Consider the following 17456-nt stretch of genomic DNA (forward strand, 5'->3'; position numbering starts at 1 on the left):
GAAGCCGATCCGCATAGTCGACTAACTGTTAGCCGACTATGTGCAGGTAGGATCGAGGCGTGGAAGCGAGTGAGGTGAGGCGCGTCAACCGGGCGCTGAACAAGACGAGCCAGCTGTACCGCGCGGCCAAGGCGCGCCGTCTCGCGGCCCTCGGCCTGCACCCCGGGCAGGACGTGCTGCTGTGGGTCCTGGCCCAGGAGCCCGACGGCATGACCGTCTCGCGACTGGCCGCCACCCTCGGCATCGAGCAGCCCACCGCCACCCGCAGCCTGGCCCGCCTCGAACCCGGCGGCTGGTTCCGCCGCGAGCCGGTCCCGACCGACCGCCGCCAGGTCCGCATCGTCGTCACCGAGGCCGGGCACCGGCTGCTCCCCGCCATCGAGCGCACCTGGGCCGAGCTGGCCGAGCTGACCATGGGCGCCGTCGACCCCGAGCGCCGTGAGATCGCCCTCGCGGTCCTGGAGGAGGCCAACGACCGGCTGCGCGAGGTGGTGGGCGAGGAGCCGCTGGCCCAGGGGTGAAAACGCCTGGCCCCGGGCGGGCGCCGTCGCCCATGATCGACGCGTGGACGCCTTCCTCACCACCGCGCGGCTGCGCCTCCGCCCCCTCACCGCCCACGACCTCGGCCCGCTGGTCGAACTCGACGGCGACCCCGAGGTGATGCGCCACCTCGACGCCGGCCGCCCGCTCGACCCCGAGACCGTGCGGACCGTGACCCTGCCCAGGCTGCTCGGCCCCGGCTACTGGGCGGCCGAGGAGCTCGCGGGCGGCGCCTTCGTCGGCTGGTTCGAACTCCGCGCACTGGCCGACCCCGGGGAGCGGGAGCTCGGCTACCGGCTGCTGCGGGCCGCCTGGGGGCGCGGCTACGCCACCGAGGGTGCCAGGGCCCTGGTCAGGATCGGCTTCACCGAGCTCGGCGCCCGGCGGATCCTGGCCACCACCATGGCCGTCAACACCCGCTCCCGCCGGGTGCTGGAGAAGGCCGGGCTCCGCCATGTCCGCACCTTCTTCGAGGAGTGGCCGGAGCCCGCAGAGGGCGCCGAACACGGCGACGTCGAGTACGCGCTCACCCGGGAGGACTGGGAGCGCGACCACCGTCGCGGAAAAGGGCTGTGACCCGGTCACCGACCGTGCTTCCATGGCCGGATGACGTCCCCTGACCGGCTGCTCGCCTTCGCGGCCATGTCCTTCCTGCTGATCATCGTCCCGGGGCCCAGCGTTCTCTTCGTGATCGGCCGGGCCCTGGCCCACGGCCGTCGCGCCGCGCTGACCACGGTCGTCGGCAACACGCTCGGCGCCTACACCCTGGTGATCGCCGTCGCCCTGGGCGTCGGCACGATCGTCGAGCGCTCGGCCCTCGTCTTCACCGCCCTCAAGCTGGCCGGTGCCGCGTACCTGGTCTACCTGGGCGTCCGGGCCGTCCGTGAACGTCGCTCGTTGCGCGCCGAGTTCGCCGCCGAGGGCGACGGGGCAGCGGCCCGACGCGGCCTGCGCACCCTGTGGGAGGGGTACGTGGTCGGCGTCACCAACCCCAAGACGATCGTCTTCTTCGCCGCCGTGCTGCCGCAGTTCATCGACCGGGCACAGGGCCACGTGACGCTCCAGATGCTGCTCCTCGGCCTGGTCTTCAACGCCATCGCCCTGACCCTCGACAGCGTCTGGGGCCTGGTCGCCGCCGGGGCCCGCGGCTGGTTCGCGCGCTCCCCGCGACGGCTCTCGGCCATCGGCGGTTTCGGCGGCTTCGCGATGATCGGTCTCGGCGTCACGGTGGCGGCCACCGGCCGCACGGACTGACCGACCGCGCCCCCGTGCGTCCCCCGTGCCCCCCGTGCGCGGCGGCCGTGCGTCACGATTCCCCGCGAGACGGGGGTGCCTGACGGTGGGTCGTGGTGTCATGGAGGGACTCCGCCCCGTTCGCGCCAGAGAAAGAACCGTTCGCATGGAAGAGGAGCCGCTGTCCGACTGGGCAGAGCGACGCAGCCGGCGCCGCGCCGATCGCTACCGGGTGGTCACGCTCACCCCCGGCCCGCCGGCCGGCGGCCATGTGGACCCGGCGGCGCCCCGCCTCGTCAGCCGGTGGAACGGCTACGAGTGGGAGGCCGTCGCCGTCGTCGCCAACCTGGCCGAGGCCAAGCGGATCCTCTACCCGGAGACGGCCGGCACCGACCCCACGCCCTGCCCGCCGGCCGTCGGCCGGCACGGGCGCGCCGCCCAGGAGCGGGGCGAGGGGAGTTGAGCCGGTGACGCGTGGCCCGACCGTCCGCGAGCTCACCGCGCAGGCGCTGTCCTCGGTGGAGCACGGATACGACCTGCTCGCGCCGAAGTTCGACCACACCTCGTTCCGCACCCCGGACCCGGTGCTCGACGCGATGACCGACGCGCTGCGCTCGCTCGGCCCGTTCGACGCCGCCCTCGACGTCTGCTGCGGCACCGGCGCCGGCGTCGGCGTGCTGCGCCGCCTCGCCGTGGACCGGGTGGTCGGCGTCGACTTCAGCGCCGGCATGCTCGCCCGGGCGCGCGCCGCACACCCCGGAGGGCCGCGCTGGGTGCGCGCCGACGCGCGGGCGCTGCCGTTCGCGCCGGCCACCTTCGACCTCGCGATCAGCCTCGGCGCCTTCGGCCACTTCCTGCCGCACGAACGCCCCGCGCTCTTCGCCGGCATCCGCGCCACGCTCCGCCCCGGCGGCCGCTTCGCCTTCCCGATGGCCGCGCCGCCCCGCGTCGGCTCCCCGCCCTACTGGGCCCTGTGGGGCTTCGACGCCGCCATGCGGCTGCGCAACGCGGTCTGGCGCCCGCGCTTCGTGATGTACTACCGCACCTTCCGACTCCCCGACGTGCGGCGCGAGTTGGCCGCCGCCGGCTTCACGGTGCGGATCCTGCCGCTGACGGCGCTCGGCCGCCGCGACGACGGCACCGTGCGCTGCGCGCTGCTCGTCGCCGAGGCCACCGCCGTCACGGCGGCGGCAACAGCCCACGCCGCAGCGCCACCACGACGGCGTGCGTCCGGTCGACGGTGACGATCGGGTCCGAGCGTCCCGCGCCAACGGCGCGGGAACGGCCGGAGGGCTCGATGGTGGGCATGCGTCCATCGTGGCAGGTGCCGGTGATGGTCGAAGCGGGCACGTAACGGAAATTCCCGCCCTATGCTGGCAGCGACTCGCGAGCGCGGCATGCGAACGGGGATGCGTCATGGACGAGGATCTGGCCATCGGGCGGCGGGTGCGGCGGGCTCGTGACGCCCTCAACCTCACCCAGGAACAGTTGGCCGAGCGCGCTGGACTCAGCGTCGGCGTCGTCAAGAAGATCGAGCGGGGCGGCACCTGCCGGATCGACACCTATCACGCGCTGGCCAGCGCGCTGGGGCTGCGGACCAGCCAACTGTTCGATCCGCCCGCGCTCGGGGCGGACCCGCACGCCGATGACCGGACCATGGCGTTGATGCCGCTGCGACAGGCCATCTCGCCGCCGGTCACCATCGGCGGGCGCCTGAGCCTGACCGATGCCGACGAGCCGGTCGCTCTGGACCGGCTGCGCCGGGCCGCCGACTCCGTCGTGGGCTCGTACTACCAGGACGACTACGACGAGTTGGGGAAGCTGCTGCCTCCGCTCGTTCAGGCCGCGCACCTCGCGGTCGATCGGTTCGACGACGGGGACGACCGTGCGGCAGCGCTGGAACTGCGCGCCGACGTTCTGCTGATGGCCGGCCGGTATCTCACGGCCGTTCGCGCGTACGACCTGGCCCACATCGCTCTCCGGGACGCGGTGCGAGACGCGGCGGCCGTCGAAGACCGAGCCCGCGGGGCAGCCGGCGTCTATTTGCAGGGGTGGATGCTCCTACGTCAGGGGCGGCTCGACGAGACGGAACTGATCTCGGTCGCCACGGCTGACGAGGTAGAGCCCCGTATCTCGCGCGCGTCGCGCGGCGAACTCGGCGTCTGGGGGCGCCTCCTGCTGCGCGGCTCCTCGGCGGCGGCCCGGAACAACAGGCCCGGTGAGGCCCGGGAAATGCTGCGCGTCGCCCGGACCGCCGCGCTGGCCCTCGGTGGCAGGACCGCCACGGAGATGCGTAGTTGGGGGCGGTTCGACTGGAGCAGCGTCGCGCTTCAGGCGATTGAGAACCACTCGGTGGCCCGCCGCCCGGAGCGGGTGCTCGGACTCGCGCGACGTCTGCCGCCCACCCTCACGCTCACGTCGAACACCCGGAACCGACACCTGCTCGACGTGGCGCACGCCCACACGCAACTCCGGCAGGCGGACGACGCGTTCCGGATCCTCTCGGCGCTGCGGAACTCGACCCCCGGCTGGCTCCAGCACCAAGGGCTGGCGCGAGACGTCTTCCGGGCGGCCCGGCGGGCGAAGCGCCGTCCGCTCACGTGGGAGCAGCGGGAGGTAGGGGAGTTCCTGAGGGTGCGGTGAGCGGACATGCTCCGTGTCTCCCCTGGTAGGCCAGGCGGCGCGAGACGGCCACGCGCCATGCCTGTAGCCGATCGGCTACAGCTCGTAGTTTCACTCGCGTGGCTTTCTTCCTCTCTCCGCTGCCCGTGTGGATCCCGCCCGCGTCCGCCGGGGTGCGTGACGTGCCGGCGGGTCGTTGGTGGGACGTCGCCGAGGCGCCGAGCTCGGTGGTCTGGGGCGCGATGGCGCGGCTCGCGTGGCGCTGCGGGCCGGTCGTGGAGGACCAGGGCGCGGGCGTGGCCCGGTGGTTCGTCGCGCCGGGTGCCGCCGAGGCGTGGGCGCTCGGCGCGGTGCGGATCCTCGGACACGGCCACTACGTGGGCGTGCCGCCGGCCGACTGGACGCGGGAACCGGTGCGTTGGCTGCTGCCGCCGCGTGGCGACTGCCTGACCGACGCCGGCGCGCTGCGCGACGCGCTGGTCGCCGACGTGGTCACCGTCGTCACCGGCCGCGAGGCGCCGACGGCCGTTCCCGTCGCCACGTGCTCGTACTGCCGTCACCGGGTCGAGCATCGCGCGGACCACGCGCCCGACTGCGCCTGGCAGCCGGGCCGGGCGCGGTAGCTCAACGAGCCGGCGGCGGTGGCTGGTCGTGGAAACGCTCGCCGACGACCTGGCCGGCGATGGTCTCGCCGGTCGGCCGGAAGCCGAGAGCCCGGTAGAACGGTTCGGCGCCGCCGGGGCGCGGGACCCACAGCACGGTCACCCGGTGTTGTCCGCGCCTATGACGAAACCGACGAGGCGATCGCCGTCGTGGACGAGTCGGGGCCAGGCCACGTCGGGGCAGGTGTACGCCTCGGCGAGCGACACGGCGACGGGGGCGACGAGGTCCTGCTGATCGGGCCGGACGTCCAGCTCGCAGGCCGCGCCGACGTTGTCCCGGTCGACGGCTTCGAGTCGTAAGGCGGAAGTCATGGGGCACCATTACCCGGTAGCCCGGTCCGGGCCACCGCCCGCCCCGTCACCTCCTCCTCCCACACCTTTCCTTGGAACTTCCAAGTACTTCGGCGCACACACCCTCTCGACGGCCCGGCGGGATCGGTCGGCTTCCGCGCCGGCCCCGCGCTCGGGATCCGTTATTCGGTGGCGCGAGCCCGCCGAGCCCGGACAATGCGTTCATGCGCATACGAGCCGTGCACCTGGACGAACTGCCGCTGCTGCAGGACATCGAGAGGGCCGCCGGGCAGTGCTTCCGGGATGTCGGCATGGCGGAGATCGCCGAGGACGAGCCGCTGCCGCTCGACGAACTCGCCCGCTACCACCGCGCCGGGCTCGCCTGGGTCGCGGTCGACGACGCCGACACCCCGGTCGCCTACCTGATCGCCGACCGCGTCGAGGGAAACCTGCACGTCGAGCAGGTGTCGGTGCACCCGGACAGCGCGCGCCGTGGCGTCGGCCGGTCGCTGCTCGACCAGTTGGCCGCGCACGCCGCGAGCGAGGGCGCGCCCGCCCTGACCCTCACCACGTTCACCGAGGTCCCGTGGAACGCCCCCTACTACGCGCGCTGCGGGTTCCATCCCCTGGACGACAGCGACCTCACCCCCGGCCTGCGGAAGATCCGGGACCGCGAGGCGGCACACGGCCTGGACCGATGGCCCCGGACCTGTATGCGCCGGGACCTGTGAGAGGCCGTGCCCTGCCGGCCGGGGGTGGTCGCTGCTAGCTCAGGTGCCGGGTGAAGAACCGGGCCGCGGCGTCCCCCGCGGACTGTGGGACGCCGGTGTGCCCGCCCATGTTGGCGACCAGCGTCTTCTCCCTGGAGCCGAAGGCGTCGAACAGGTCGAGCGCCGCCTGCCGGTCGTTCCCCTCGTCGTCCCACTGCAGCAGGACGTGCAGCGGAATGGTGACCCGGCGGGCCTCCTCGAAGATGGCGCGCGGCACGAGGCTTCCGGCGAACAGACCGGCGGCCACGACGCGCGGCTCGACCACCGCGAGGCGCACGCCGATGGAGATCAGTCCCCCCGAGTACCCGACCGGGCCGCCGATCTCCGGCAGCGACAGGAGGGCATCGAGGGCGGCCTGCCATTCCGGGACCGCCTGGTCGACGAGCGGCAGGATGAGCGCGTCGACGATCTCGTCGCCGACCCGCTCGCCGGCTTCGAGCGCCCGGCGAAGGTCGGCGCGGGCCTGCTCGGCGGCGGCCCGACGGGGCCGGTCGCCGCTGCCGGGGAGCTCGACGGTGGCCGCGGCGAAGCCGTCAGCCGCGGCCTGCCGGGCCCGTGCCACCAGGCGGGGGTACATCGGGCGCAGTCCGAGCGGGGGGTGGCCGAGCAGGATCAGCGGCACCGGCGTGGACGCGGACGGGGGCGTCCACAGGATGCCGGGGATCTCGCCGAGGGTGAACTCGCGTTCCAGGACGCCGTCGTCGAGGCGCTGTTCGGACGTGAGGTGAAGAGGCATGGTCGTGCCTTTCGGGAGTGCGCTGAACGGCGCTCCCGGACGACCTATCGCCCGACCGTGACCCCGGAGGGGAGCACCCATGTCGATATCGCGGTCACGGGTACCACCTCCTCGTTCTCTCGCACGGCCGCCAGCAAGCTAGCAGCGGCCGCCGCGGTCCGCCAACGGGTTTTCGCCGGGCCCGTCGTGGTCGACGGTGAGGACGATCTTGCCGACCTGGGCGCTCGCCTCCAGGTAGCGGTGTGCCTCGACGATCTGGTCCAGGCCGTGGAAGACGCGGTCCACCACGGGGCGGAACGCCCCGGTCCGCAGCCCCGAGGTGACGAACGCCTCGGCGCGGCGCAGGCGTTCGGCGTCCCTCGTGGTCTCGTGGAGCGTGTAGGTGCGGATGTTCAGCGCCGGCATGCCGAGTTGGAAGCCCGGGTAGGGCGTCGGCTGGCCGCTGAGCGCCCCGTAGAGGAAGAGCGTGCCGCCGGGGGCCACCACCCGGGCCAGGTCCACCACGCCAGGGCCGGCCACCGCGTCGAAGACGAACTCGGCGCCCCGGCCCTCGGTCAACTCGGTGACCCGCTCGACGACGTCCTCCTCGCCGGTGACGATCACCTCGGCGGCGCCGGCTTCCAGCAGGGCGGCCCGCTTGGCCGGGGAGCGGGTGGTGGCGATCGGCACCGCCCCGACGCGCAGGGCGAGCTGGATCGCGGCGAGGCCCACGCTGCTGGCGGCGGCCGTCAGCAGCACCGTGTCGCCGGCCCGCATCCCGCCGACCTCGACCAGCGCGCCGTACGCCGTGACGTACGGCATCCACACGGCGGCGCCCTGGATCGCGTCGATCCCCGCCGCGCGCGGCAGCACGGCCGCCGCCGGGACGAGGGCGCGCTCGGCGTAGACGCCGTAGTCGTTGAGCGAGAACGCCGGGACCACGCTGACGGGTTGGCCCACCTCGAAGCCGGTCACGCCCGCGCCGACCGCCTCGACCACGCCCGCCGCCTCGTAGCCGAGCCGGGCCGGGAACTCCCTGACGTCCTCGATGTAGTGGCCCGCGCGGAACAGGGCCTCGGCCCGGTTGAGGCCGATCGCGTCGACGCGGATCGCCAGCTCGTCCGGGCCCGGGTCGCCGACCGGCACGTCCTCGACGCGCAGCACCTCGGGACCGCCGAGCTCGTGGAACCGTACCGTCCTCGCCGTCGCGGTCATCGCGCCTCATCCCTCTCGAACGTCGCCGTGTCGCCGGCTCACCGTGTCCTCGCCTCAGCCAAGCCCATAAGTACGATGGCTGTCAAACTTTGATGAACGTCGTACCATGGCGGCGTGGTGAGAACGCGGCGCGACGGGCGGGAGCGGGTCCCGCCCCATCCGGAGGTCGGGGCGATCGGCCTGCAGCAGGTGCTCGAGGCGCTGGTCGACCCGGTGCGCCGGGGGATCGTCGCCGATCTTTACGCCTCGGACCGGGACATCAGCTGCGGCGGTTTCGACGTGCCGGTCAGCAGGTCCACCGCCACCCACCACTTCCACGTGCTGCGCGAAGCGGGGCTGATCCGTCAGTACTACGTCGGCACGTCCCGGATGAACGCGCTGCGCCGCGAGGAGTTCGAGGCGGCGTTCCCCGGCCTGCTGCCCGCCCTGGTGGGCGGCCGGGGCCGGGCGTGAGCGGCGAGGGGTGGGCGGCGCCCGTCGGCGCCCCCGCCGCGCGTTGGTGCTGAGGTTCGTCCGGGGCTCGATGGGTCGCGTGGGTTGACATGGCTCGGACAGGCTGGCCTGATGGGCTTTGGGAGCGCTCCCAAACACTGGAGTCCCACGGGACGGATCTCCTCGAGGAGCAGGCCATGAAAGCACGCACGCGCTCAGGCGCTCTGGTGGTGGCCGCGTTCGCGGCCCTCATCGGTCTCATCGGTCTCGGCGGTCCGGGCGCCGCCCAGGCCGAGCCGGTCGACACGGCCGCCGTCGGCCTCCGGATCAGCAACGGCCGGCTGGTCGAGTCGACGGGCAACGACTTCGTGATGCGGGGCGTCAACCACGCCCACACCTGGTTCCGTTCGCAGACCAACTCCTTCGCCGACATCAAGCGGCTCGGTGCCAACACGGTCCGGGTGGTGCTCTCCACCGGCGACCGCTGGACGCGCAACGACGCCGCCGACGTGACCAACGTCGTCAACCTCTGCAAGGCCAACCGGCTGATCTGCGTGCTGGAGGCGCACGACACCACCGGCTACGGCGAGCAGTCGGGCGCCGTCTCGCTCAGCCGCGCCGCCGACTACTGGATCAGCGTGCAGAGCGCGCTGGCCGGCCAGGAGAACTACGTCGTCATCAACATCGGCAACGAGCCCTACGGCAACAACAACGCCGCGGGGTGGACAGCCGACACGCGGAACGCGATCAGCAGGCTGCGTAACGCCGGCTTCGACCACACGCTGATGGTGGACGCGCCCAACTGGGGCCAGGACTGGTCGGGGACCATGCGGTCCAACGCGCAGGCCGTCTTCAACTCCGACCCGGACCGCAACACGCTCTTCTCGGTCCACATGTACGGGGTCTACGACACGGCGGCCGAGGTGCGCGACTACCTCAACGCGTTCGTCAACGCCCGACTCCCCATCGTTGTCGGCGAGTTCGGACACAACCACTCGGACGGCAACCCGGACGAGGACACCATCATGGCGACCGCGCAGCAGCTGCGGATCGGCTACCTCGGCTGGTCGTGGTCGGGGAACAGCGGCGGGGTCGAGTACCTGGACCTGGTGACCGGCTTCAACGCCTCGCAGCTGACCTCCTGGGGCCAGCGGCTCTTCAACGGGGCCAACGGCATCGCCGCCACCTCCCGCGAGGCGGACATCTACTGAGCGCCGTGCGCGGCGTGCGCCGCGCGCGGGCGCTCGACCAGCGCCAGTGACGCCCCGGCCTCGGCGATCCGGCCGGGGCGGACCGCTGGCTGGCCGACCAGCGTCGCGCCGCCGGCTGACCCACCTCACCCCCGGCCGCCACCGTGGTCGGCCGCGACCCGCCGCACCGTGCGGTCGACGTCCGCCGGCGAGACGATGCCCACCGGGTGGCCGTCGTCGTCGAGCACCAGCAGCCGGTGCTCGGGGCCCGGCGTCATCCTGGTCAGCGCTTCGGACAGCGGCTCGTCCGGCCGGCTCACCTGGGTCTCGTCCAGCGGCAGCATGATGTCGCCGACCGTGGTCCTGCCCTGCTCGTCCTGCTCCACCCGCTCCGCCCTGTCCATCGTCAGCAGCCCCACCGCGTGGCCGTCCTCGCCGCTGTCGTCCCTGGTCACCGGGAACGCCGCGTGCCGGCCGGCCAGCGCCTCCCCGGACAGGAACTCGCCGACCGTCTCCCGGGACGGCACCGTGACCGGATCCCGCGTCATCGTGTCCCGGACCGCCACCCCGGACAGCAGCTCCCGCAGCCTGGCCTGCCTGGCCTCCTCCGTCGCCGCGAGCACCAGGAACCAGCCGACGAGCGCCAGCCACAGCGCCGAGAACGACGCGCTCCACAGGAAGGCCCAGAGCCCGAAACCCACCAGCAGCCAGCCGAACACCTGTCCGGCGCGCGCCGCGCCGTTGGTCGCCCGCAGCCGGTCGCCGGTGCGCCACCACAGGAACGAGCGCAGCAGCCGGCCGCCGTCCAGCGGCGCGGCCGGGATGACGTTGAAGACCGCCAGCAGGATGTTGATGGTGGCCAGCCAGGCCGCGCCCTCCACCAGCGGCCCGGACGCCCCGGTGGCGTGCAACAGCCACGTCAGCAGCACGAAGACGCCGCCGAGCAGCAGACTGACCAACGGGCCGACGCCCGCGATCCGCCACTCGGCGCCCGGCGTCGGTGCCTCGGACCGCATCCGGGTCACCCCGCCGAGCAGCCACAGCGTGATGTCGTCGACCTCGACGCCGTTGCGCCTGGCCAGGATGGCGTGCGCCAACTCGTGCGCCAGCAGCGAGGCGAAGAAGACGACGGAGGTCCCGATGCCGACCAGGGTGTAGATCACCCAGCCGCGCCCCGGGTAGTCGGCCGGCAGCCGGCCGGCGGCCAGCACGGCGGCGATCAGCGCGAAGATGACCAGGACGCTCCAGTTGACCCCGATCCTGATGCCGGCGATCCGCCCCAGAACGAAGGTCGCGCGCACGGGTCACCACCTCACCCTCGGCCCCCTGTGCCACTGACCGGCGCCGAGTACCCGCGACCGGCCGGGCCATTCCTCGTGCCGCGGCGCGCCGCCCCGCGCCGTGGCCGCGACCGCTCGCCGTGCCGGGGCGCGCCCCGCTTCCTAGACTGAACCCATGGCTCGGCCGAACGAGGAGGTCGAGGCGCTGCTCCAGGAGTACGCCGACCTCATCGCGATCACCGGCGGGGACGCGTTCAAGCAGCGCGCTTACGAGCGCGCGGCACGCGCCGTCGGCGGCTTCCCGCAGGACGTGTCGGGGCTCGACGCCAAGGCGCTCAAGGGCATCCCGGGCGTCGGCAAGTCCATCGCGGACAAGATCGCCGAATACCTGAGCACGGGGCACGTGGCCGCGATCGAGGAGACCAGGTCCACGGTGCCGCCCGGCGTCCGGGAGCTGATGTCCATCCCGACCCTCGGCCCCAAGCGGGCCATGACCCTCTACCGCGAGCTGAAGGTGGCCTCCGTCGACGAACTGGTGGCCGCCGTCCACGAGGACCGGCTCACCGGGCTCAAGGGCTTCGGCCCCAAGGCCGCCGACAACATCCTGCACGGCGTCGAACTCATGCGGGCCTCCGGCGGCCGGATCCTGCTGGGCGAGGCGCTGCGGATCGCGGAGGAGACCGTCGCCGGACTCGTCGCCGCCACCGGCTGCGAGCGGTGCGCCTACGCCGGCTCGGTGCGGCGGATGAAGGAGACCATCGGCGACGTCGACGTGCTGGTCGCCGCCCCCGACGAGGACGCCGAGGCCGTGATGACGGCCTTCACCGAGCTGCCGACCGCCGCCGAGGTCGTCGTGCACGGGCTGAAGAAGACGTCGGTGCGCACCGCCAAGGGCCTCCAGATCGACCTGCGGGTGCTGCCGCCCGACTCGTGGGGAGCCGGCCTCCAGTACTTCACCGGCGCCCAGCAGCACAACATCCGCACCCGCGAGATCGCGCAGCGCAAGGGCCTGAAGCTCTCCGAGTACGGCGTCTTCGACGCCGAGCGGGAGAAGCCGCTGCCGGCCCGCACCGAGGAGGAGGTCTACGCCCACCTCGACCTGCCGTGGATCCCGCCGACCCTGCGCGAGGACCGCGGCGAGGTGGCCGCCGCCCAGCGCGGCGAACTCCCCACGCTGGTCGGCGAGGACGACCTCCGCGGCGACCTGCACACGCACACCGACCTGACGGACGGCCTGGCGTCGCTGGAGGAGATGGTGGAGGCGGCGGCGCGGCGGGGCTACGCCTACTACGCCGTCACCGACCACGCGCCCGAGCTGAAGATGCAGCGGATGACCAGCGAGAAGATGCTCGCCCAACGGGACCGGGTGCGGGCCCTCGCCGACCGGTACGGGCGCCGGCTGCGGCTGCTGCACGGCACCGAGCTCAACATCGACCCGGAGGGCGAGGTGGACTGGCCCGCCGACTTCCTCGCCGGCTTCGACCTGTGCGTCGCCTCCGTCCACTCCCACTTCGGCCTCGACCGCGCCGCCCAGACCCGCCGCCTCATCAGGGCCATCGAGAACCCGCACGTCAACGTCATCGGCCACCCGACGACACGGAAACTGGGCCGCAGGGCCGGCATCGACGTCGACCTCGACGCGGTCTTCGCGGCCTGCGCGCGCACCGGAACGGCGCTGGAGGTCAACGGCCACCCGGAACGGCTCGACCTGCGCGACGAACACGTGCTGCTGGCGCGGCGACACGGCGTCCGCTTCGCGATCGACAGCGACGCGCACGCGGTCTCGGAGCTGGCCAACGTGCGGTTCGGGGTGGCGACGGCCCAGCGGGGCTGGCTGACGCCGGCCGAGGTCATCAACACGTGGCCGTTGACGAAGCTGCGTCGCTTTCTGCGGCCGTGAGGGGCGGCATCGCTACAGCAGGGGCCAGACCGCCGCCGTCAGGGCGAAGCCCGTCGCGCCCATCAGGGTGGTGAGGACCGTCCAGGTCCGTAGGCCGGCGGAGACGTCGAGGCCGGTGAGGCGGGTGAACATCCAGTAGCCGGCGTCGTTGATGTGCGAGACGGCGAGTCCGCCGGCGCCCATCGCCAGGGCGACGAGGGAGAGTTGGGCCGTGGACAGGTCACCCCTTTCCAGCAGCGGCGTCAGGATGCCCGCCGTGGTGATGAGGGCCACCGTCGTGGAGCCCTGGGCGGCCCGCAGGGCCATGGTCATGAGGAAGCCGAGCGCCAGCGCCGGCAGGCCCGTCTTGTCCAGGAGGTCGGCGACGGCGTCGCCGATGCCGCTGGCGACCAGGACCTTGCCGAACATGCCGCCGGCGCCCGCGATCAGGATCACCATCGCCACGCCCGGCACCGCCGAGGCCATCACCTCGCCGACCCTGGCGCGGTCCCAGCCGCGCCGGATGCCGAGGAAGTAGCCGCACAGGGCGACGTCGACCAGCAGGGCGACCAGCGGCGCGCCGAGCACCGTGAGGACGGCGCGCGGGTAGGAGCCCTCGGCGAGGAAGTTCTCGGCCAGGGTGCCCAGCAGGATCAGCGCGATGGGCGTGACGACCAGCGTCAGCACCATGCCGAAGGAGGGCGGGCGTTCGCCGTCCGTGCCGTCGGTCGCCGTCTCCTCGGCGTCGTAGACGGAGGCCCGCAGCGCGGGGTCCATCGGGTACTCGCGGCGGGTGATCCGTCGGGATATCAGGTAGCCGACGGCGACGACGATCGCCGTGATGGGCAGGCCCATCAGCAGCACCAGGCCCTGGTCCGCGCCGATGGTCTCGGCGACCGCGACCGCGCCTGGGTGGGGCGGCAGGAAGGCGTGCACGGTGAGCAGCGCGGCGCACATCGGGAGCGCGTAGACCAGCAGCGGCCTGCGCGAGGTGCGGGCGACGCCGTAGGCGATCGGCATCAGGATGATCATGCCGACCTCGACGAAGACCGGGATGCCCAGGATGAAGCCGGCCGAGGTGAGGGCCAGCGGGGTCCGTCTCGCGCCGAACCGGTCGATCAGGGAGCGGGCGAACGCGTGGGCGCCGCCGGAGAGTTCGATCAGCCGGCCGATCATCGCGCCGAGCGCGATGATGGTGGCGATGTGGCCGAGGGTGGAGCCCATGCCCTCCTCGACCGTGGAGACGAGCTCGTCGGCCGGCACGCCCGCGGCGAGGGCGACGGCGACGCTGACCACGACCAGGGCGACGAAGGGCTGGACGCGGCCCTTGATGATCAGCAGGAGCAGGGCCGCGACGCCGCCGGCGGCCGTCAGCAGCAGGCCGGTGTCACTCATCGCCCGTGGCCCCTCTCGGGGAGAGCACCGTCACGACCGAGGAGTCGTCGCGGGCACCGAGGCCGGCGCGCTCGCCCAGCAGGTAGAGCTGCTCGGCGGCCGCCGCCAACGGCACCGGCACGTGGGCCGACTTGGCGACGTCGGTGACGATCCCCATGTCCTTGACGAAGATGTCGAGGCGCGACTTCACCTCGGGGTCCGGGCCCTCGGCGTAGGTCTCGACCATGCGCGGGCCCCGGTCGGCGAACATGAAGGAGCCGGCGGCGCCGTGCCGCAGGCTCTCCACGACGGTGGCCGGGTCGAGTCCGAGACCGCGGGCGAGCGCGACGGCCTCGGCGGCGGCAGCGATGTGCACGCCGGCCAGGAGCTGGTTGATGGCCTTGAGCGCCTGCCCGTCGCCGGGGCGCGGGCCGACCACGGTGAGGGTGGAGGCCAGCAGGTCGAGAACCGGTCGGGCGGTGTCGAGCGCCGCCGGGTGGCCGCCGACGACGATCAGCAGGTCGCCCTCGCTGGCGCGCACCGGGCCGCCGCTGACGGGCGCGTCCACGGTGTGCGCGCCGAGCTCGGCGAGCCGGTCCGCGGTCTCGCGGGCGGCGTCCGGGCCGATGGTGCTGGTGAGGATCACGGTCGCGCCGGGGCGCAGCGCGCCGGCCGCGCCGTCCGTGCCGAACAGCGCGGCGTCCAGCTGGGCGCGGTCGCGGACCGCGAGCAGCACGAGGTCGGCGTCGTGGGCGGCGTCGGCGGGGGAGGCCGCGTCGCGGGCGCCTTCGGCGGCCAGCAGGGCGCGGCGGTCGGCGGCGACGTCGTAGACGGTGACGGGGAGTCGGGTGGCGATCCTGCGGGCCATGGGCAGTCCCATGGCGCCCAGGCCGAGCACGGCGACGCGGGGGGTGGCAGTGGGCATGACGGTCTTCCGGAAGGTGTGGGTGGTGGTTCAGGAGGCGGGGGAGAGCTGGTGGATGACGCGCAGGGCGGCGTCCCGGACGGCGTCGCGGCCGGCGGCCCAGACGGCGACGGCGTCGGAGTCGGGCAGTGCGTCCGGCAGCCGGTCGCGGACCGCGGTGAGGTAGGCGCGGCGCAGTTCGGCGTTGACGTTGACCTTGGCGACGCCGCGGGCGAGGGCGCCGCGCAGTTCGGCCTCCGGCAGGCCGCTCGCGCCGTGCAGCACCAGCGGCACGGGCACGGCGCGGTGGATGGCGGCGAGCCGGTCGAGGTCGAGGCGGACGGGGTCGCGGGTGAAGCCGTGTACGTTGCCGACGGCGACGGCCAGCGCGTCGACGCCGGTGGCGGCGGTGAACTCGGCGGCCTGCCGGGGGTCGGTCATGGCGGCGCCGCGCGCGTCGGCGTCGGTCGAGACGTCCTCGTCGCCGGCGATGGCGCCCAGTTCGGCCTCGATCCAGGCGCCGTGGTCGTGGGCGCGGCGGGTGGCCTCGCGGGTGAGGGCGACGTTCTCCGCGAACGGCAGGTGTGAGCCGTCGACCATCACCGAGGTGTAACCGGCGCTCAGGCAGGCGGTGATCTCGTCCAGGTCGCGGCTGTGGTCGAGGTGGACGCCGAGCGGGGCGTCGGACGCGGCGGCGGCGTCCAGGGCGAGCCGTATCAGGGCGTCACGCCCGGCGTGCTTGAAGGGGCTGGAGCCGGCCTGGATCAGCACCGGGCGGCCGGCGGCCTCGGCGGCGGCCGTGATGCCCTGGACGGTCTCCAGGTTGTAGGCGACGAAGCCGGGCAGGGCGTGGCCCTCGGCGGCGGCCCGCCGCAGGGCGTCGGTTCCGGATATCAGCATGTCTTCGCGTTCCTGAGCAGGTCGACGGCGTCGGCGAGGGCGTCGTCGTCGCCGACGTTGCCGGCGAAGACGACGTAGGGGGTGTTGGCGGCCGGGCCCGCGACGGGCTCCCAGAGCGAGACGATGCCGGGGAGCAGCGTGCCGCGGGCCCAGGCGCGGTCGATGCCGAGGCCCTCGGTGGCGATGTCGCTGGAGGTGATGCCGCCCTTGGCCACCACGAAGGCGGGCCGGCGGGCCGCGTTGACCTGGCGGACCGTGTCGACGAGGGCCGCCGAGACGCGGCGCGCGATGTCGAGGCTGGCGTCGGCGTCGGCGTCGGTGACCAGGGTGCGGCTGGTGTGGATGACGGCGTCGGCGTGGGCCAGCGCGGCGGTGGCGGCGCCGGCGACGGCGGCCACGTGCGCGTCGCGGCGCTCGGGGTCGAGCAGCGTGTCGACCGCCAGCTCGAACTCGGCGATCCCGCCGCGCTCCCGAAGCCGCGCCAACTGCCGCGTGGTGAGCGAGACGTGCGAGCCGACGGCGATCAGCCCGTGCGGCGCGGCGCCGGCCGGCCTGGGCAGCGCCGCCGGGGTGAGCGGGGGCCGGCCGGCCTGTCCGGCGCGTGCCCTGACGAACGAGGGGCCGACCCGGTAGAGGAGCCGGGATCCGGCCTCCTCGGCCGCGGCGAGCGCCAGGGCCAGGGTCCGCAGGTCGTCGTCGCGTTCGGCGTCCACGACGGCGGTGGCGCCGTCGCGCAGGGTGCGGAGCAGCCCGGCGGTGTGCGCGGGGCCGCCGGTGCGCAGGTCGTCGAGGGTGATGGTGAGCACCTCGGAGGCACGGACGCGCCCCGCGCTCTTCTCCTCGACCCAGTCGGGGAGCGCGGAGGCGCGGTAGCCGAAGGTGGCGTCCCTGGCGAACTCGCTCTCGCCGACCGGCAGCAGGCCGCCGTCCACCCGCATCCAGTGCGTGCCGCGGATCGTGAGCCGGCCGGCCTCGACGTACGCGGGGACGAGGACCGTGCCGTCGACGCCGCCGAGCTCCTCGGCCAGCACGTCGGTCTCCAGCGGGAAGTGGCCGCGCAGCGTGGAGTCGCCGCGGCTGGCCAGCACGTAGCGGACGCCGCCCTCCGCCTCGGCGGCGGCGCGCAGCGCCCTGACCACCTGGCGGTTGCGCTCGGCGGCGTCGGCGGGGGCGAGGCTGCGGGTGTTGGTGAGGACGAAGAAGGCGGTGCCCGGCTGGCGCAGCGCCCAGCGGAGGTCGTCCACGGCCCAGGAGGTGAGGACGGGCACGTCGGCGACGGTCTGGGTGCCGGTGGGGTCGTCGTCGAGCACGACCAGGCGGGGGCCGCCGGCGATGCGGTCGGCGACCCGGGCCGCGGCTATGGCGCGGACCGGCGGCAGGCCGCCGAGGACGTCCGCCTCGGGGGTCGGGTGGGGCATGGTGCGTCGTTCCTGTCGGAGGGGCGGGGGG

Annotated in this window: 20 protein-coding genes; 11 read left to right on the forward strand and 9 right to left on the reverse strand. The window is 73.8% G+C overall.

From position 1 onward, the window contains the following. Positions 1-59 precede the first annotated feature (59 nt). The 7 genes from ACFWI8_RS28605 (at position 60) to ACFWI8_RS28635 (ending at position 5018) form a co-directional block, all read left to right on the forward strand. Complete coding sequence (locus ACFWI8_RS28605; protein ID WP_387097307.1) at positions 60-521, forward strand: MarR family winged helix-turn-helix transcriptional regulator; 462 nt, start codon at positions 60-62, stop codon at positions 519-521. A gap of 43 nt (positions 522-564) precedes the next feature. Further along, on the forward strand, positions 565-1116 hold the full coding sequence (locus ACFWI8_RS28610) for a GNAT family N-acetyltransferase (protein WP_387097309.1): 552 nt from the start codon (positions 565-567) through the stop codon (positions 1114-1116). 30 nt (positions 1117-1146) lie between these two features. After that, on the forward strand, positions 1147-1794 hold the full coding sequence (locus tag ACFWI8_RS28615) for a LysE family translocator (protein WP_387097311.1): 648 nt from the start codon (positions 1147-1149) through the stop codon (positions 1792-1794). Between the two features lie 145 nt (positions 1795-1939). Beyond that, entirely contained in the window at positions 1940-2236 is a 297-nt protein-coding gene (locus ACFWI8_RS28620) for a DUF6087 family protein (protein WP_387097314.1), read from the forward strand. A 4-nt stretch (positions 2237-2240) separates the two neighbouring features. Further along, on the forward strand, positions 2241-3017 hold the full coding sequence (locus tag ACFWI8_RS28625; RefSeq protein WP_387097317.1) for a class I SAM-dependent methyltransferase: 777 nt from the start codon (positions 2241-2243) through the stop codon (positions 3015-3017). Between the two features lie 172 nt (positions 3018-3189). Next, positions 3190-4416, forward strand: coding sequence for a helix-turn-helix transcriptional regulator (locus ACFWI8_RS28630; RefSeq protein ID WP_311598767.1), 1227 nt, complete (start codon positions 3190-3192; stop codon positions 4414-4416). 98 nt (positions 4417-4514) lie between these two features. Beyond that, positions 4515-5018: a hypothetical protein gene (locus ACFWI8_RS28635; protein ID WP_387097321.1), complete on the forward strand. Its 504-nt coding sequence runs from the start codon at positions 4515-4517 to the stop codon at positions 5016-5018. A gap of 1 nt (position 5019) precedes the next feature. Here the strand turns inward: ACFWI8_RS28635 and ACFWI8_RS28640 are convergent, their stop codons facing one another. Further along, complete coding sequence (locus tag ACFWI8_RS28640) at positions 5020-5160, reverse strand: hypothetical protein (protein WP_387097324.1); 141 nt, start codon at positions 5158-5160, stop codon at positions 5020-5022. Beyond that, positions 5157-5369 carry a hypothetical protein gene (locus ACFWI8_RS28645; RefSeq protein WP_387097327.1) on the reverse strand — a complete coding sequence of 71 codons (213 nt, stop codon included), beginning with the start codon at positions 5367-5369 and terminating at the stop codon, positions 5157-5159. Before ACFWI8_RS28645 ends, ACFWI8_RS28640 begins: the two co-directional genes overlap by 4 nt. 203 nt (positions 5370-5572) lie before the next feature. Here ACFWI8_RS28645 and ACFWI8_RS28650 point away from each other — a divergent pair, with 203 nt between their 5' ends. Beyond that, complete coding sequence (locus ACFWI8_RS28650) at positions 5573-6079, forward strand: GNAT family N-acetyltransferase (RefSeq protein WP_387097330.1); 507 nt, start codon at positions 5573-5575, stop codon at positions 6077-6079. Between the two features lie 34 nt (positions 6080-6113). Here ACFWI8_RS28650 and ACFWI8_RS28655 read toward each other — a convergent pair whose 3' ends face one another. Further along, positions 6114-6854, reverse strand: a complete 741-nt coding sequence (locus tag ACFWI8_RS28655) for an alpha/beta hydrolase (protein ID WP_387097333.1) — start codon at positions 6852-6854, stop codon at positions 6114-6116. Between the two features lie 138 nt (positions 6855-6992). After that, positions 6993-8048, reverse strand: coding sequence for a zinc-dependent alcohol dehydrogenase family protein (locus ACFWI8_RS28660; RefSeq protein ID WP_387097335.1), 1056 nt, complete (start codon positions 8046-8048; stop codon positions 6993-6995). A 114-nt stretch (positions 8049-8162) separates the two neighbouring features. On the opposite strand from ACFWI8_RS28660, the gene ACFWI8_RS28665 reads away from it, so the two are divergent. Together ACFWI8_RS28665 and ACFWI8_RS28670 are read left to right on the forward strand one after the other, a co-directional pair. Continuing rightward, on the forward strand, positions 8163-8501 hold the full coding sequence (locus ACFWI8_RS28665) for an ArsR/SmtB family transcription factor (RefSeq protein WP_387097337.1): 339 nt from the start codon (positions 8163-8165) through the stop codon (positions 8499-8501). 176 nt (positions 8502-8677) lie between these two features. Next, entirely contained in the window at positions 8678-9691 is a 1014-nt protein-coding gene (locus ACFWI8_RS28670) for a glycoside hydrolase family 5 protein (RefSeq protein WP_387097340.1), read from the forward strand. Between the two features lie 125 nt (positions 9692-9816). Here the strand turns inward: ACFWI8_RS28670 and ACFWI8_RS28675 are convergent, their stop codons facing one another. Continuing rightward, positions 9817-10971, reverse strand: a complete 1155-nt coding sequence (locus tag ACFWI8_RS28675; RefSeq protein ID WP_387097343.1) for a site-2 protease family protein — start codon at positions 10969-10971, stop codon at positions 9817-9819. Between the two features lie 154 nt (positions 10972-11125). Between ACFWI8_RS28675 and polX the strand changes: the two genes are divergently transcribed. Next, a complete protein-coding gene (polX, locus tag ACFWI8_RS28680) occupies positions 11126-12850 on the forward strand; it encodes a DNA polymerase/3'-5' exonuclease PolX (RefSeq protein ID WP_387097346.1) in 1725 nt (574 codons plus the stop codon). Between the two features lie 12 nt (positions 12851-12862). On the opposite strand, the gene ACFWI8_RS28685 is transcribed toward polX, so the two are convergent. From ACFWI8_RS28685 to ACFWI8_RS28700, 4 genes are read right to left on the reverse strand one after another with little or no spacing between them, the layout of a single operon-like run. Further along, positions 12863-14224: a gluconate:H+ symporter gene (locus tag ACFWI8_RS28685; protein ID WP_387097349.1), complete on the reverse strand. Its 1362-nt coding sequence runs from the start codon at positions 14222-14224 to the stop codon at positions 12863-12865. Next, positions 14217-15128: an NAD(P)-dependent oxidoreductase gene (locus ACFWI8_RS28690; RefSeq protein ID WP_387097352.1), complete on the reverse strand. Its 912-nt coding sequence runs from the start codon at positions 15126-15128 to the stop codon at positions 14217-14219. Before ACFWI8_RS28690 ends, ACFWI8_RS28685 begins: the two co-directional genes overlap by 8 nt. Positions 15129-15158: 30 nt before the next feature. Then, on the reverse strand, positions 15159-16007 hold the full coding sequence (locus ACFWI8_RS28695; protein WP_387097355.1) for a ketose-bisphosphate aldolase: 849 nt from the start codon (positions 16005-16007) through the stop codon (positions 15159-15161). Beyond that, entirely contained in the window at positions 16001-17425 is a 1425-nt protein-coding gene (locus ACFWI8_RS28700) for a four-carbon acid sugar kinase family protein (protein WP_387097356.1), read from the reverse strand. The genes ACFWI8_RS28695 and ACFWI8_RS28700 overlap by 7 nt, the downstream gene beginning before the upstream one ends. Positions 17426-17456: the final 31 nt, after the last annotated feature.

The sequence above is a fragment of the Streptomyces sp. NPDC127098 genome, from assembly GCF_042722465.1.
GTDB lineage: Bacteria > Actinomycetota > Actinomycetes > Streptomycetales > Streptomycetaceae > Streptomyces > Streptomyces millisiae.

Bases quoted from the DNA above. Each gene is read 5' to 3' on its own strand.
- ACFWI8_RS28615 (WP_387097311.1), top strand. From the start codon at position 1,147: ATGACGTCCCCTGACCGGCTGCTCGCCTTCGCGGCCATGTCCTTCCTG.
- ACFWI8_RS28620 (WP_387097314.1), top strand. From the start codon at position 1,940: ATGGAAGAGGAGCCGCTGTCCGACTGGGCAGAGCGACGCAGCCGGCGC.
- ACFWI8_RS28630 (WP_311598767.1), top strand. From the start codon at position 3,190: ATGGACGAGGATCTGGCCATCGGGCGGCGGGTGCGGCGGGCTCGTGAC.
- ACFWI8_RS28645 (WP_387097327.1), bottom strand. From the start codon at position 5,369: ATGACTTCCGCCTTACGACTCGAAGCCGTCGACCGGGACAACGTCGGC.
- ACFWI8_RS28650 (WP_387097330.1), top strand. From the start codon at position 5,573: ATGCGCATACGAGCCGTGCACCTGGACGAACTGCCGCTGCTGCAGGAC.
- ACFWI8_RS28655 (WP_387097333.1), bottom strand. From the start codon at position 6,854: ATGCCTCTTCACCTCACGTCCGAACAGCGCCTCGACGACGGCGTCCTG.
- ACFWI8_RS28660 (WP_387097335.1), bottom strand. From the start codon at position 8,048: ATGACCGCGACGGCGAGGACGGTACGGTTCCACGAGCTCGGCGGTCCC.
- ACFWI8_RS28670 (WP_387097340.1), top strand. From the start codon at position 8,678: ATGAAAGCACGCACGCGCTCAGGCGCTCTGGTGGTGGCCGCGTTCGCG.
- polX (WP_387097346.1), top strand. From the start codon at position 11,126: ATGGCTCGGCCGAACGAGGAGGTCGAGGCGCTGCTCCAGGAGTACGCC.
- ACFWI8_RS28685 (WP_387097349.1), bottom strand. From the start codon at position 14,224: ATGAGTGACACCGGCCTGCTGCTGACGGCCGCCGGCGGCGTCGCGGCC.
- ACFWI8_RS28690 (WP_387097352.1), bottom strand. From the start codon at position 15,128: ATGCCCACTGCCACCCCCCGCGTCGCCGTGCTCGGCCTGGGCGCCATG.
- ACFWI8_RS28695 (WP_387097355.1), bottom strand. From the start codon at position 16,007: ATGCTGATATCCGGAACCGACGCCCTGCGGCGGGCCGCCGCCGAGGGC.
- ACFWI8_RS28700 (WP_387097356.1), bottom strand. From the start codon at position 17,425: ATGCCCCACCCGACCCCCGAGGCGGACGTCCTCGGCGGCCTGCCGCCG.